Origin of the sequence: Streptomyces sp. NPDC007025, from assembly GCF_042869455.1 — a bacterium.
Taxonomy (GTDB): Bacteria; Actinomycetota; Actinomycetes; order Streptomycetales; family Streptomycetaceae; genus Streptomyces.
Genome location: NZ_JBIAFT010000017.1, coordinates 37,508 through 50,782, shown reverse-complemented (window position 1 = coordinate 50,782; position 13,275 = coordinate 37,508). Strand labels below are relative to the sequence as shown.

Sequence of the window (13,275 nt, the reverse complement as noted above, 5' to 3'; positions counted from 1 at the left end):
GGCGCGGCGGGCGCGGCAGGAACGTTCAGGATGCTCCGGGGGCCTTCAGCGCGGGGTGCCGTCGGCGAGCTCGCGGGCGGCCTCGCGCAGGTCCTTGGCGGTGTCGATGGCCCGCCAGTACGAGCCCTGCGGAAGCGGGAAGCCGGCCAGCGCCCGCTCGCGGGCGAGCCGCGGGAAGGTGGTCCGCTCATGGTCCCCCCGCTCGGGCAGCAGCCCGACGAACCGGGGGGAGAAGACGTAGACGCCCGCGTTGATCAGATAAGGGGAGGGCGGCGCCTCGATGAAGTCGAGGACGTGACCGAACTCGTCGGTCTCCACCGCACCCCAGGGGATGCGCGGACGGGCGAGCGCGAGCGTGGCGGTGGCGTCGCGCTCGGCGTGGAAGTCGGCCATCTCGCGCAGCGAGAAGCGTGTCCAGATGTCGCCGTTGGTCGCGTACCAGGGCTCGTCGGGCCGCGGCAGCGAACGCGCCGCGAACCTCAGCCCGCCACCGCGCCCCAGCGGTTCGCGCTCGACCACCGTCGTGACTCGGCAGGGGAGTTCCGTCTGCGTGAGCCACTCGTCGAGCACCTCGGCGAGGTGTCCGCAGGAGACGACGACGTCGCTGACGCCCTCGGCCGCGAGCCAGGCCAACTGGTGGCCGATGATCGGTACTCCCGTGCCGGGGATCTCGACCATCGGCTTGGGGCGGTCGTCGGTGTACGGCCGCAGCCGTGATCCCTGTCCACCGGCGAGGATCACGGCCTGGGTCGGGTGCTGGGTCATGTGGCGCAGCCTATGCGCCACACGACCCGCGCCGGTTGCCACGCCCCGGCCCGGCGCTTCCCGCTCCTTTCCGGCGTCAGCTCAACTGCGCGACCCCGTAGGCGAACGAGGTGTCGCACACCGGCCGCGAGAAGCGCTGCGCGCGCTGGGCCCCGTACTTGTGGACGGCGGCCTTCCCCAGCGCACGGGCGATCGAGGCGCAGTGATCGGCGAGCGACGGCTTGCGGGCGATGGCGCGCTGGAGACTGTTCAGCGCCACCCCGGGGTCCTGCTCCTGGAGTTCGGCGATGAGCCGGTCCCGGAGCTGGTGCTCCGGCGTGTGGCGGCTCGCCGGCCCGGCGGGCGTCGAGGCGGTGTCCGCCGACGCCTTCTGTGCCGAGGAGGCGAGAACCGGTGCGTCCGCGGGCGCGGATGCCCACGGAACATACGTGACGGCGAGGGTCCCGGACAGGACGAGCACGACCGGGAGTACGAGTGCGAGGGATCGGCCGATACGGCGGGCTGCATGGTTCACGCCCGCGATGGTAGCGGTGGGTGGTGATTTGGCGACATTGTGTCATCATTTCGGGTGACAGGAATCCGGCTTGTTCGAAGAGACACCGCACGGGAGGGGGAACAGCGCGGCGGTGAGATGACGCCTGAGCCCGGTACGCCCCGCACGGTCGGCCGGCAGGAGGCGGCCGGGCGGAACGGAACGGAACGAGGATACGGAGTGGGCAACTCGCCCGCACGGACCGACAGGCCGGAGACGGCCCCGCGGCAGGTCGGGATCAGCGGGCGGCGGGCCGCGCTGCATGCGTCAGGTCGGGGCGGCCTGCAGCAGATCTCGGAGAGGGTGCGGGAAGGACGAGTGGTGCTCCCCGATCCGGGTCGGAATCGTGGCCCTGCCCGGCGGATCGGGCCGGTACAGCGCAGGCCCCATGCGGGCGAAGTGCTCGCATGGGGCCGGGAACCGGATCGCGCGGAAGCGGGACGTCAGTCGCTCAGTCCGCTCAGTCGCTGAGGCGCTCGCCGGACGTGGTGGCGAAGACGTGGGCCTCGCCGCCCTTCGGCACCACGTGGATGGTGGAGCCCTTCTCCGGAACGCTGCGGCCGGGCACGCGGACCACCAGGTCGCGCTGCTCGCCGCCGATGTCGGCGGTGCCGTAGACGTAGCCGTCGGCACCCAGCTCCTCGACGACGTTCACCGTGACGGGAACACCGGCGTGCTCGTCCTTGGCGAGGCCCTTGCCGCCGCCGTCACCGTTGACGATCTCGAAGTGCTCGGGACGGACACCGACCGTGACCGTCTTGTCGCCCTTGTCCGCCGCGGAGCCGACGGCCTCGCGCTCGACCGGCACCACGCTGTTGCCGAACTTGACGCCGCCGTCGGTGATCGGGACCTCGACCAGGTTCATGGCGGGGGAGCCGATGAAGCCCGCGACGAACAGGTTGGCGGGGCGGTCGTACATGTTGCGCGGGCTGTCGACCTGCTGGAGCAGCCCGTCCTTGAGCACGGCCACCCGGTCGCCCATGGTCAGGGCCTCGACCTGGTCGTGGGTGACGTACACGGTGGTGATCCCGAGGCGCCGCTGGAGGCTCGCGATCTCCGTACGGGTCTGGACGCGGAGCTTGGCGTCCAGGTTGGAGAGCGGCTCGTCCATCAGGAAGACCTGCGGCTCCCGGACGATGGCCCGGCCCATCGCGACCCGCTGCCGCTGACCGCCGGAGAGCGCCTTGGGCTTGCGGTCCAGGTACTTGGTCAGGTCGAGGATCTTGGCGGCGTCCTCCACCTTCTTGCGGATCTCGGTCTTCGCCACACCCGCGATCTTGAGCGCGAAGCCCATGTTGTCCGCCACGGTCATGTGCGGGTAGAGCGCGTAGTTCTGGAACACCATCGCGATGTCCCGGTCCTTCGGCGGAAGGTGGGTCACGTCGCGCTCGCCGATGCGTATGTTGCCCTCGTTCACGTCCTCCAGGCCGGCGAGCATCCGCAGCGAGGTGGACTTGCCGCAGCCGGAGGGACCGACGAGAACGAGGAACTCCCCGTCCGCGATCTCGATGTCGAGCTTGTCGACGGCGGGGGTGTCGGCGCCGGGGTACACCCGGGTCGCCTGGTCATAGGTGACCGTGGCCATGTTCTCTTCTCCTTCACCGGCAGGTACGTGCCGGACGATCCGTCGTAAAGGGAGGTGTAGTCCACTGCGTGGACCTGGCGAGACGCTAGCCGCTGCACGCCCGTTTGTCAGTAGTCGCAAGCATCACGATCCATCTCCCAGGTACACTGCACGAGCGACGCACCCCCGCCGCCTTAGCTCAGCTGGTTAGAGCATCTGTCTTGTAAACAGAAGGTCGTCGGTTCGAATCCGACAGGCGGCTCCGCAGGTCAGAGGCCCCGCATCATGATCGATGCGGGGCCTCTGCGGTGCCGTACAGCAGCGAAGTACAGCAACCGGGATGATCGTTACGGGCCGCTACGAGTCCTCGTCGGACTCCTCGGGGGCGTCCGTCGCGCTCTGGCCGAAGCCGCGGGAAAGCCGTTGCAGTGCTTCGCGGATCTCCTCGTCACTGGCCTCCGAGTACACGTCGAAGGTCATCGTGAACTTGGAGTGCCGCAAGATCCGCTGCGCCACCTTGGGGTGCACCTTCATCGCGACGAGGAGCGAACCGGTGGTGTGCCGGGTGTTCCGGAGCGGGATCGCGCGGACGCCGGCCTGGCGGATGCGGACGGCGAAGGCCCGGGTGAGGTTGCCGGGCTCGATCGGTGTCCCGTAGCGGGTGGTGAAGATCAGTCCATGTACGTCCTGCCAGAGCTCACCGGCCGCTTCTCGGTCCTCCTCTTGCTGCTGGCGGCGCTGGCGGAGCGCTGCGAGGCAGAGTTCCGGCAGGGGGAGGAAGTCCTCCGAGTCCTCCGTTTTCGTCTCGCGGTGCAGGACCTCACGTCCTGCGCGCTGTAGCTGGTGGTCGATGTAGAGCTCTCCGGTGTCGAAGTCGATGGACTCCCACGTGAGGCCCAGGATTTCCCCGCGCCGCAGTCCGAGCGTGAGCGCCAGGACCCAGGCCGCGTACAGCGGGTCGTCCGAGGTGACGGCGTGCTCCAGGAAGCGGCTGGCTTCACCGACGGACCACGCCTTGACCTTCCGGCGCCGGGGCTTCGGGACGCGTACGAGCTTGGCGACGTTGCGCGGGATCTCCTCTTCGACCACGGCCTGACTCAGAGCCGCGCGGAGGGTGTCCCGGGCGATCTGGACGACCCGCCCGCTCGGATACTGCTCACAGCACTCGCCGATGGCGCAGCAGCGTTGCCGCTCGGGACGGCGCTTGGCGTCCTTGCGCTGGGCGCAGCACTGGCAGGTGTCAGCGAGCTCCGTCAGCCACTCGCGCACGTCGCGAACCGTCAGCTTGTCGAGCCGCTTGGAGCCGAGGCGGGGCACGATGTAGAGGCGAGCGGCACCCTCGTACGCGACGTACGTCAGGGGCGCCAGGTTGGGCTTCACGACGGAGGTCAGCCAGTAGTTGAGGAAGCCGTCCACAGTGCGGTGCCGAGTGGCCACCGGGCCCTTCTTGGCCTCGTTGTGGAGCTTCAGCCACTTCTCGTGGACTTCCGGGCGGGTCTTGCCGTAGACGTACTTGCGCTTGCGTTTGCCGTCCGGGGTGGTGACCCAGACGTATGCGGCGAAGCCGCCGTTGCGGTAGGGGTAGATCGAACCTTCGCCGTTGCCCCGCTTGCCACTCACGCGGACCACCTCTCGGCGCCGATTCCTTCGGCTTCCGCCGCGCAGCGCTCGATGTACTCGTCCACCCAGGCCGGGAGGACGCGGCGGTTGCGGCCGACCTTGACGGAGCGGATTTCCCCGGTGAGGACGAGCATCTTGGTCTTGGAGAGGCCGAAGCCGAGCATGGCGGCGACTTCGGCCGTGGTGTGCCACTTGGGCGTGATGGTGGTCGTGGTCGCCGTCATCGGGCGGCGTCTCCTTCCGAAGTGGGGATTGTTGGGGTGTCGGCGAGGGATGCGGCCAGCCACTCCTCCGTGGCGGTGAGACCGGTTCCCGCGTAGGCCCAGTGGGCGAGGACGAGTGTTGTCTCTTCGTCGTCCACCGGCTGTGCATCGTCGCCGCGTGCGATGGCGGCTTGCAGGCGTTGCCATTCGGCTCGGGCGGTGCGGAGGGCGCCGAGGGTGGTGGAGTAGCGGCGGGTTTTGGTGGAGAAGTGGCCGCGGAAGCCGAGCATGTGGGCCCAGGCGCGGAGGCGGAGGTGTGCGAGGTCTTTGCGTGCGCCGAGGGCCCAGGCGGTGCGGATGAGGCGTTCGGCGTGCTGTGGGAGGTTGAGGGTGGCCAGTTCGGCGATGAAGCGCAGGCGGCGGTCGAGGGTGCCGGTGGCTGTCTCGGCGCCTTTGGTGGCGTACTTGGCGATGTAGGCCGCTACCGCGCGGTCGGTGAGTGCCTGGCCGCCGTCGAGGTCCGGGCCGTAGATGGTGCGGATGTCGAGCTGGGTGCCGAAGGCGAACGTGTGGGTGCGGCCGTCGAGGACGGGGCCGGGCACGACTGCACGGGATGCTGCGGCACGGATGGCGTCGCCCAGCAGTTCGGCGGATGCCCAGTGCGGGGGCGGGGTGTCGCCGCCGGCTGGGCCGTCGAGGCGGATGACGGCGTGGAAGTGGACGGCGCCGCGCTTCTGGTACTCGGCGACCTTCGCGAACGAGACGCGAGCGTGTTCCGGGAGCTCCCGTTGGGTGAGTCCGGCGCGGCGCGCGATCTCGCGGCGGAGGTGGATGGAGAAGCGGCGCCACAGAGCGCCCGCGTGGGCGTTCCAGAGCACCGCGGCTTCGTAGTCGTACCGGTCCGGGGCCAGGGGCGACCCGAGCGCCGGATCGTCGGCAGCGTGGCGGCGTCCGCAGCGGCAGGCGCGGATGCCGGGCCGGTTGTGGACCGGACCGAAGCTCGGTGCGGTGAACGTCGCGAAGACGCGCGGGTGTGTCGTCACCGTCTCGGGGGTGCCTTTGCCGCCGCGTAGTCCGGCGGTGATGAGGTGGAAGGTGTCGCGGCGGTAGGTCTCGGCGCATGCGGGGCAGCGGGTGGTGCGCCGGTTGCCGCAACGGACGAGGAGATCACCGGCGGGCAGCTCGGCGGAGTCGAGGCGGCGCAGGGCCGGGCCGATCTCGCCCGTGTTGGTGTCGAGGTTGTGTTCGGTGCGGTGGCCGGCCAGGCGGACGGGATTGGTGCAGCCGCCCAGTCCGGAGAGCTGGCGGAGGATACCGGGCAGGGAGCCGGTTGCGGCGAGGTTTGCCAGGTCGGTGAGCGGGGCGGGGGTGGTGCGCGCGATGATGGTGCTTCTCCTTCTCTGGCCTACGGGGTGGGGGAAGGGGCCGGGCTGCCGGGGCGGTGGATGCTTGGCGGTATCGAGACCGCCCCGGTGGCCACTCAGCGGTGGTGGTGGATGCCGCTGCGGGAGCCGAGGAGCGAGCGCAGGACCAGCGCAGCCACGGCGACCGAGACGGCCGTCACGACGACCGCAGCCAGCAACGCGACGACGACCACACCGCCGACCACCACGGCCGCGACGGCCCCCGAGCCGACCGTCGGCAGCGAGCGCTGCGGAGGCATGGCGCCGGGTGCGGAGTGCTGGCAGTCGCAGGCAGGGACGTGCGCGTGCTGGCCAGTCGTCGGCAGGTTCGGGGTGGGTGTCTCGGGGAGCTGGGGGCGCAGGAACATCGGTTGCTCTCCTGTCAGTCGTGGTTGCCGTTGACGGTCTCGACTCCGGTGCGGGTGCCGTTGTCGATGGCAGGGGCGAGGAAGGTGTCGGCGAGGTAGAAGCCGAACAGGGCGATCACGACGACGAGCCAGACCCGGACGCCGAGGAACTTCACGGCGCCCCACACCAGCAGGCCCAGGACGACGACCAGGGGCAGGTTCACGGACACGGAAAGCTCTCCTTCAGCGGATGGGGCAGCGGTGGGTGCGTGCGGCCAGCTCGGCAGCGGCGCGGGAGTCGTAGTCGGCGGAGAAGCCGCAGCGCGGGGCGGTACACGCGGCGGTGTGCTTCTCGCGGCCCCGGCCGTCGTTGGCGGTGCCGACCTGCACGGGGCCGATGCGGATCACTCGGCGGAAGCGGCGGTTGAGCGGCATGGCGGGTCCTCCGGTTCGGTCAGGTGAGGTGAGCGGCGATCTGCTCGGCGAGCGGTGCGGGAACACCGAGGCGAGCGCGAAGGGTCGGGGTGTCGATGGGGGTGCCGGTGCGCTCCTGATGAGCGGTCGCGATCTTGCGGGCGTGCTCGACCAGGGCGGCCGGAACAGCCGTGGTGGAGGGCGTCGGGAGCTCCGGCGCATCCGACGCGGAGGCGTCGGGGGCTGGCTCTGCGATCTCGGGGCCGGTTGACTCCTCGGGGGCCGGCTCGGCTGGGAGTTCGTGCGTGGTGTGGGCGAGGAGGGTTCCGCCGAGGAAGGCCAGGGCGGGCCACCCGGCGACGAGGATGCGCAGCCAGTCGGGAACGTCGCCCAGGTCCAGGAGCCCGGCCGTGGCGATGTTGGCGCCCAGTGAGGCCGCGAGGGCGACGAGGAACCAGCACCAGCCCGCCGCCCGGTCACGACCCGAGCGCAGCCGACGCCAGGCGGCGACCAGCAGCAGGTCGACCGACACCGGGTAGGCCCACGCCTTCCAGCCGTTTTGCCCGGCGGCCGAGGCCAGGTCGTGCAAGTGGGCGAAGGACAGCGCAGCAGCGATGACGGCCTGGACGAGCACGGCGTCTACACGGGCGAGGTGGGCGCGCATGGATGGCACCTCCTTTCTGATTTCGGCATGGGAGGGGTAGGGAGTTGGCGCGAGATGGCCGCGCCGGCCGAATCGGAGAGCGGTGAGGTCAGGCGGTAGAGGTGGGCCGGAACGGCTTGAGCGCGGGCAGTTCGGGCACCAGGTGCGCGGTGCGCTCACAGCGAGCGGCAGCGTCGGCCAGGGAGAGATACGGGGTGCGGATGCGGGACCAGCCGCCGGAGGTGTCGCCGACGACGGCCAGCCCGGGGCGTTCGGGGGCGATTGTGCAGGCGGCGCCGACTGCTTCGGGGGCGATATCGCCGAGAGCCATCTTGGCCGAGGGTTCGTCGTTCACGCGGTGGCAGACGCGGCCGGAGAGCTGGGCTCGCAACATCGTTGCGCCCTTGCCCAGTTCGGCCCCGAAGCGTTGCCCGCACACCTCCAGGTAGATCCCGGCGGCGCGGCCGAGCTGGGCGAGCCGGATGAGCTGGGTGACCATCTCGTCCCGACGTTCCTCATCCTTCCTGTTGGCGACGAGGAAGAGTTCGGCCACCTCGTCGACGAACAGCACGATCGGCACCGGGCGTTCGCTCTCGGGCAGGCCCCACACATCCGAGGTGATCTCCTCATCAGGCGTGGACGGGGCGATCCCCTGCCGGGCACGGATCAGGTCGTATCGGTCCTCCATCTCCTGCACGAGTGTGGGCAGCAGCTCGGCGGCCTGCCCCGCGTCGGTCGCCAGGGCTGAGAGCCGGGGCGCGAACGGCGCCAGTTCCACGCCCCGCTTGCAGTCGATGCCGGCCAGCGCGACCGGCTGTGCGGCGAGGCCGGTGATCAGGTGCCGCAGGTACATGGACTTGCCTGACAGCGTGGCCCCGAGGACCAGTTCGTGCGGGATTGCGCGGTAGTCGCGGACGAAGGCGGTTGCGTCCTCCCGCAGTGCCACCGGCACCCGCAGGAACCCACCGCCCGCCTTGCGCGGCATCCGTACCCGCCGCAGGACGTCGAAGCCGACCAGCCGCAGCTCGACCACACCGGGCTTGACCGGCTCCACGTAGACGCCGTGCACACCCCAGGCGTGCCGCAGCCGCTCAGCAGAGGCAGCCACGTCGGCCGGCTCCTGCCCCGGAGCGAGCCGCAGACGTATCCGCAGGCCGGTCGAGGTCGGCCGCAGCAGGCCCCGACGAGGAGGCACCGGCCGCACCTCACGACGAGTGGTCGCCCGCACGGCCAGCGCCCGCAGACGGGAAGGTGGCACGGTCAGCCCGCACGAATCCATGACCGTCCCGTACGAGCCCACCAGGCGGAAAGCGGAGGCAGGCATGCCGACCGTCGACCAGTAGGCAGCCGGGTGCCGGGCCCGGAGGTAGGCGGCACCGGCACCGAGACCGGCCACCGGGCCGCCCACCTCCACCAGAGTCATCAGCTCGGACACGGTCAGGCCCCCACACCCGCCGGAACGGCACCCGGGGCAACAGCGGCGGCCCGGTAGGCGATGCCGTGGCGCTGCTGCCCGTTGAACACCGAGTCCCACGGCCGGGCCACCAGACCCGGCAACGACACGGGGGCGCCGAGGGCGAGCCCGTCCGTCACACCGCTCTCGGGAACGGTGACGTGAATCAGCGAGGACTCGCCTTCATCGATGTAGACGACGCCGACCTTCATCAGCGTCTCGCCGCTCACCGCGTCCTTGGCGACTTCGCCGGTCTGCCGGTCGCGGACCTTGGGCGCGGGTGCCTCGGTCAGGAGGATGGTTGCAGAAGTGGTCTCAACTCGGATGGTGCGCAAAGTCGTTTCTCCTTGTCCGTACGCCGGAGCGATGAGAGCTAGTCGTCTAGACAAGCTCACGGATGGTTCGCCCCGGACGTACTTGCTGGGATGCGGATACTCTGCCACACGTCTTGCCCACTCGTCTATACGAGTATGCCTCTCGGTGTGTACGAGTCCGCGAGAAACAACCCAGCGCCGTCATCGCGGGCCCGACATGTCCTAGTTGGCGGGGAGTTGGTAGGCGAGGACGTAGGCGTCGGCGGCCATGACGGTGTCGCAGACCTCGACCGCGCGTCCCTCGGTGTCGTAGGCGGTGCGGATCAGGCTGATCACGGGGACGCCGGAGGAGAGGCGGAGCATCTTGACCTCGGCCGGGGAGGGCATCCGGGCGCGGACCTCTTCGTCGAAGTGGTCCAGGCGGTGCCCCAGCTCTTCCAGCCGGGCGTAGATGCCGCCGGGCCCGGGGTTGGGTTCGGCGATCTGCGTACCGCGCGCCAGGTCCAGGGGCAGGTAGGAGACGGCGAACTCGACGGGCCGTCCGTCGAGGAGATAGCGGCGCCGCCGGGCGAGGACCTTGCGGGGCGAGCCCAGGCGCGCGGAGATGTCCGGTGCCGGCTTCTCCTCGCGCACCTCCAGGCTGTCCACCTCGGGCTTGCTTCCCGCGGCTTCCGCCTCGACGGTGAAAGCTGACTTGCCCTGATCACGATGCCGACGTGCGAACCGGTCCGAGGCCAGACGCCTAACCGGGGGTCGTGGTCGCACGAAGACGCCTTTACCGTGCTCGGAGGAGACCAGACCCTCGCTCTGAAGGATCGAGAGCGCGTTCCGCACGGTCATCCGGGAGACCCCGAAGTGCTCGACCAGCTCCGCCTCGGACGGCAGCTTGGCGCCCTCCTTGAAGCGCCCCTTGTCGATGGCCTCCCGGACCTGGTCGGCGATCTGCCGGAAGACGGCGCGATCACTGGTCGGGTCGAGCGCCCCGAGAACTCCGGAGGACAGTGCAGCCATAACGGGTACTCCTTTGGATATCTAGACGAGCTACTGAGTTCTGTTGCTACGGTGGAGAAGCCTAGCCATCTGAGGGGACCGAGGAACGTGAGCACGGTAGAGCGCCCCCACTCCGTGAGCGTCGCAGGGGTCATCGTTGACGACGCAGGCCGAGCGCTGCTCATCCAGCGCCGCGACAACGGCCAGTGGGAGCCACCCGGCGGCGTCCTGGAACCCGGGGAGACCATCCCCGACGCGCTCCAGCGCGAGGTCCTCGAAGAGACCGGCATGAAGATCGCCCTCCCGGCGACCCTCACAGGCATCTACAAGAACATGACCGGCCTGATCGTCTCCATGGTCTTCCGCTGCGAAGCGGTAGACGGCTCCCCGACCACCGGGGAGGAGACCTACGCCCTTCGCTGGGCCACCCGCGAAGAAGTCACCCAGCTCGCCGACGAGGCATACGCGGTCCGCGTCCTGGACGCGCTCGACGGGGCATCCCCGCCGGCCATCCGGGCCCACGACGGCGTGCGACTCATCTAGCACACACCCACTACCCATAGCGGCCACCAGCACGAAGGAACTTGTATGCACGAGTATATGAGTACGGAGCGGATCTGGGAACTCACCTGCCCAGGACTCCCCGAAGAGGTCGGCCGAGTCCGCCGCTGGACCCGCGACGTCCTGCACGACAGCCCCCACGCGGACGACGCAGCACTGATCGTCAGCGAGCTGGGCTCCAACGCACTCGTCCACTCGGCCAGCGGCAGCCCCAACGGGAGCTTCCACGTCTTCCTGCACCGAACCCCCGGCACCGTCGTCCTGGCGGTCACCGACACCGGCGGAGGCGCAACGAAGCCCCACGTCGAGACCCCGGACCAGGACGAGATTCACGGGCGCGGCCTGGGCCTGGTCGCAGCACTGGCCAACCGCGTACGGGTCAGCGGAGACGACTACGGCCGAACGGTCACCGTCGAGATCAACGACGAGCACCAGGCGCCGGCCAGGCCCACAGCGCGAGGAGACCGCGTCGCACTACCCGCCCCGAGGTCGATGGCATGAGCGAGCGACCGCAGCCGCCTCAATGCGTCTACTACTGCGAGTGCTACGTCAACGAGCGCCGCATCGGCACCTACGACGCCTACAGCCCACGCGAAGCCCTGTGATGGATGCGCATCAGCCTCATGATGATCGCAACCACCCTGGATGAAGCCCCCTATCGGCGAGCCCGCACATGGCTCGACCACGGCCAACCAGCAGCAGCCCACGACCTCCAACAGGGCAAGCCCCACACCCTCACACTCAAGCAGCGCAGCACCCGGGCCACTTGGACAGTCAGCCCGATACCGTGCCCACCAGCACCCGAAGCGCGTGCGTAACAACTTTCTCTGCGACTTCAAGGCGGCCCGCTCACGCGGGCCGCGCGCGCTGGCAGCCCGTGGCCGCCGCCCGCTCCTGTCTCCGCCCCGCTCCGCGCCGACCCCGAGCCGCTCAGCGCGCAACCCAAAGCAGCAGCACGCATACCCATGAGCCCTGGCTCTCTCATCGCTTGGCTGATCTGCAGTCATGCATGAGCCACGATGGCGGCCAGGCTTGGGCCACTGGGCACGCCGACAAGGTCCGTGGGGCGGCGCTCAGGCATCGTCGCGGCCTGCGTGGCCGGTCCCGCCAGCGCCAAGTCACCAGCCGAGGCTTCGCGGAGGCGTCTGCAGGCTAAAGATCAAGAGCCGGTAAGCGTGGCTGATGCCGGTGGGCAGTTGAGGAGACCACAGACGGGTACTTGGGCCAGCTCTCCCACCGTCGTTGCTGACCTTCCCCCCTCGAGGTCATACCGGGGAAGATTCCACGCCGCTGCCGAGAGAGGAGATGACTCAAATTGCTTAGCGAAGGCAATTGTACCTCTGAACGATCTCGCGCGAATGCTTAGAATCAACCCCATGACCAACAAGCACCAGAGACACCCCGAGCGTTACGGATGGCTGCCGAGTATGGCAGTCAACGCGTGCATGCGACTTGCCAGGCGCCACGGCAAGCAGTTCCAAGAAGCGGGCCACTTCATGATCGACGTTGCCGCATTCCTGGCAATCATGTCGCATCCCCAACGTGGCACTCGAAGAACTAGGCAGGATTTGCTAGACGGCCTCACTTTGGTAAGCGAGTTGAAGGTCCTAGTCGAGCACTCAGAAGAGCGCTTACTCCGTGAATCCAGGCGTCGCGGTATCACATTTCGGGAGATTGCAGATGCCATGGCATTGCAGAGCAGGCAAGCCGCAGAACAGAGATTTCTCCGCATCGCCGGTGGCCGCAGGGAGGCGGAGCAGGCACACATGAACCGACGTCGCCAAAAGCGCTTCGGCTATGTCATTGATGCGCAGGATAGGCACGAATCCCACCTCATGAATCTACAGGTGGCATTTCGCGTACTCTCGCTTGACTCTGCTCACTCGGAAGAGATCGAAGAGGACTCGGAGGGTGACTCCTAGATTCCTTCTTTTTGCTCGCCGACTCTTGATGTGCAACCAACAGCATCCCTGAGACTGCAGTCATTTGCTCCGGACTGACAAACCGCGAGCATAGGATCAGCAAGCCCAGTTGAACGATGATTCCTGCATTGAGCGTGCGCATTAGCCGCACAACCCTTCGGAATCGCAGCCCCAGCATGGGTACCTCCTTGTTGGATACGAATGTGATGTCGTGAATCAATACTGGATTACCCTGGGCACAGCCTCGCCGATCAAGAAATACATATCCGGGGCTAAAGAGGGCTCTTCGGTACTGACCACGCAGGTGGCGGAGCCGTGGGACCTCGTTCAAGATCGGGAGAGCGTCAACGATTCATTGACTGACTCACGTGTTCGTGAACTGGGCAGGCACTCCCGAGCACGTCCCCCGATGTTGGTTGGACATGGAGGATGCCCGAACCGGACTCCTCATGCGGTGCTCACAACCGTGCCCGACACGTCGGTAAGCCACGGTCAACGGCGGGTGTCAGCACGAGAGGCCCTTGGGCAGCCCAACGCGTTGTCG

16 protein-coding genes and 1 tRNA gene are annotated in these 13,275 nt (G+C 68.7%); 4 read left to right on the top strand and 13 right to left on the bottom strand.

Features of this window, described 5'->3' with window-relative positions; genetic code table 11:
* Nucleotides 1–45: 45 nt before the first annotated feature.
* The 3 genes from ACFYMO_RS28080 to ACFYMO_RS28070 form a co-directional block, all read right to left on the bottom strand.
* Nucleotides 46–765, bottom strand: a complete 720-nt coding sequence (locus ACFYMO_RS28080) for an NDP-sugar synthase (protein WP_388549840.1) — start codon at nucleotides 763–765, stop codon at nucleotides 46–48.
* A 76-nt stretch (nucleotides 766–841) separates the two neighbouring features.
* Nucleotides 842–1,279, bottom strand: a complete 438-nt coding sequence (locus ACFYMO_RS28075) for a hypothetical protein (protein WP_366771886.1) — start codon at nucleotides 1,277–1,279, stop codon at nucleotides 842–844.
* Nucleotides 1,280–1,757: 478 nt separating this feature from the next.
* Nucleotides 1,758–2,882: a sn-glycerol-3-phosphate ABC transporter ATP-binding protein UgpC gene (locus ACFYMO_RS28070; RefSeq protein ID WP_366771887.1), complete on the bottom strand. Its 1,125-nt coding sequence runs from the start codon at nucleotides 2,880–2,882 to the stop codon at nucleotides 1,758–1,760.
* 167 nt (nucleotides 2,883–3,049) lie between these two features.
* Here ACFYMO_RS28070 and ACFYMO_RS28065 point away from each other — a divergent pair.
* Nucleotides 3,050–3,123, top strand: a tRNA-Thr gene (locus ACFYMO_RS28065).
* A gap of 95 nt (nucleotides 3,124–3,218) precedes the next feature.
* Here the strand turns inward: ACFYMO_RS28065 and ACFYMO_RS28060 are convergent.
* The 10 genes from ACFYMO_RS28060 to ACFYMO_RS28015 all read right to left on the bottom strand — a co-directional run bounded on the left by ACFYMO_RS28060 (nucleotide 3,219) and on the right by ACFYMO_RS28015 (nucleotide 10,269).
* A complete protein-coding gene (locus tag ACFYMO_RS28060) occupies nucleotides 3,219–4,490 on the bottom strand; it encodes a tyrosine-type recombinase/integrase (protein WP_388549836.1) in 1,272 nt (423 codons plus the stop codon).
* Nucleotides 4,478–4,705 carry an excisionase family DNA-binding protein gene (locus tag ACFYMO_RS28055; protein ID WP_388549833.1) on the bottom strand — a complete coding sequence of 76 codons (228 nt, stop codon included), beginning with the start codon at nucleotides 4,703–4,705 and terminating at the stop codon, nucleotides 4,478–4,480. The genes ACFYMO_RS28060 and ACFYMO_RS28055 overlap by 13 nt, the downstream gene beginning before the upstream one ends.
* Nucleotides 4,702–6,006 (bottom strand): replication initiator, encoded by a 1,305-nt coding sequence (locus tag ACFYMO_RS28050; protein WP_388550019.1) that lies wholly within the window; start codon nucleotides 6,004–6,006, stop codon nucleotides 4,702–4,704. Before ACFYMO_RS28050 ends, ACFYMO_RS28055 begins: the two co-directional genes overlap by 4 nt.
* Before the next feature lie 158 nt (nucleotides 6,007–6,164).
* Entirely contained in the window at nucleotides 6,165–6,455 is a 291-nt protein-coding gene (locus ACFYMO_RS28045) for a hypothetical protein (RefSeq protein WP_388549830.1), read from the bottom strand.
* A 14-nt stretch (nucleotides 6,456–6,469) separates the two neighbouring features.
* Entirely contained in the window at nucleotides 6,470–6,664 is a 195-nt protein-coding gene (locus ACFYMO_RS28040; RefSeq protein ID WP_019355180.1) for a hypothetical protein, read from the bottom strand.
* Between the two features lie 13 nt (nucleotides 6,665–6,677).
* Nucleotides 6,678–6,869, bottom strand: coding sequence for a mobile element transfer protein (locus ACFYMO_RS28035; protein ID WP_388549826.1), 192 nt, complete (start codon nucleotides 6,867–6,869; stop codon nucleotides 6,678–6,680).
* 19 nt (nucleotides 6,870–6,888) lie between these two features.
* Nucleotides 6,889–7,512, bottom strand: coding sequence for a DUF2637 domain-containing protein (locus ACFYMO_RS28030; RefSeq protein WP_388549823.1), 624 nt, complete (start codon nucleotides 7,510–7,512; stop codon nucleotides 6,889–6,891).
* A gap of 88 nt (nucleotides 7,513–7,600) precedes the next feature.
* Entirely contained in the window at nucleotides 7,601–8,926 is a 1,326-nt protein-coding gene (locus ACFYMO_RS28025) for an FtsK/SpoIIIE domain-containing protein (RefSeq protein WP_388549821.1), read from the bottom strand.
* A 2-nt stretch (nucleotides 8,927–8,928) separates the two neighbouring features.
* Nucleotides 8,929–9,279, bottom strand: a complete 351-nt coding sequence (locus ACFYMO_RS28020; protein ID WP_075002727.1) for a hypothetical protein — start codon at nucleotides 9,277–9,279, stop codon at nucleotides 8,929–8,931.
* Nucleotides 9,280–9,480: 201 nt separating this feature from the next.
* On the bottom strand, nucleotides 9,481–10,269 hold the full coding sequence (locus tag ACFYMO_RS28015) for a GntR family transcriptional regulator (RefSeq protein ID WP_027759825.1): 789 nt from the start codon (nucleotides 10,267–10,269) through the stop codon (nucleotides 9,481–9,483).
* Nucleotides 10,270–10,383: 114 nt separating this feature from the next.
* Between ACFYMO_RS28015 and ACFYMO_RS28010 the strand changes: the two genes are divergently transcribed.
* From ACFYMO_RS28010 to ACFYMO_RS28000, 3 genes are all read left to right on the top strand, one after another.
* Nucleotides 10,384–10,791: an NUDIX hydrolase gene (locus tag ACFYMO_RS28010; RefSeq protein WP_209209655.1), complete on the top strand. Its 408-nt coding sequence runs from the start codon at nucleotides 10,384–10,386 to the stop codon at nucleotides 10,789–10,791.
* A gap of 45 nt (nucleotides 10,792–10,836) precedes the next feature.
* Nucleotides 10,837–11,310 (top strand): ATP-binding protein, encoded by a 474-nt coding sequence (locus ACFYMO_RS28005; protein ID WP_388549816.1) that lies wholly within the window; start codon nucleotides 10,837–10,839, stop codon nucleotides 11,308–11,310.
* Between the two features lie 875 nt (nucleotides 11,311–12,185).
* Complete coding sequence (locus ACFYMO_RS28000; protein WP_388549813.1) at nucleotides 12,186–12,731, top strand: hypothetical protein; 546 nt, start codon at nucleotides 12,186–12,188, stop codon at nucleotides 12,729–12,731.
* The last annotated feature ends 544 nt before the right edge of the window (nucleotides 12,732–13,275 follow it).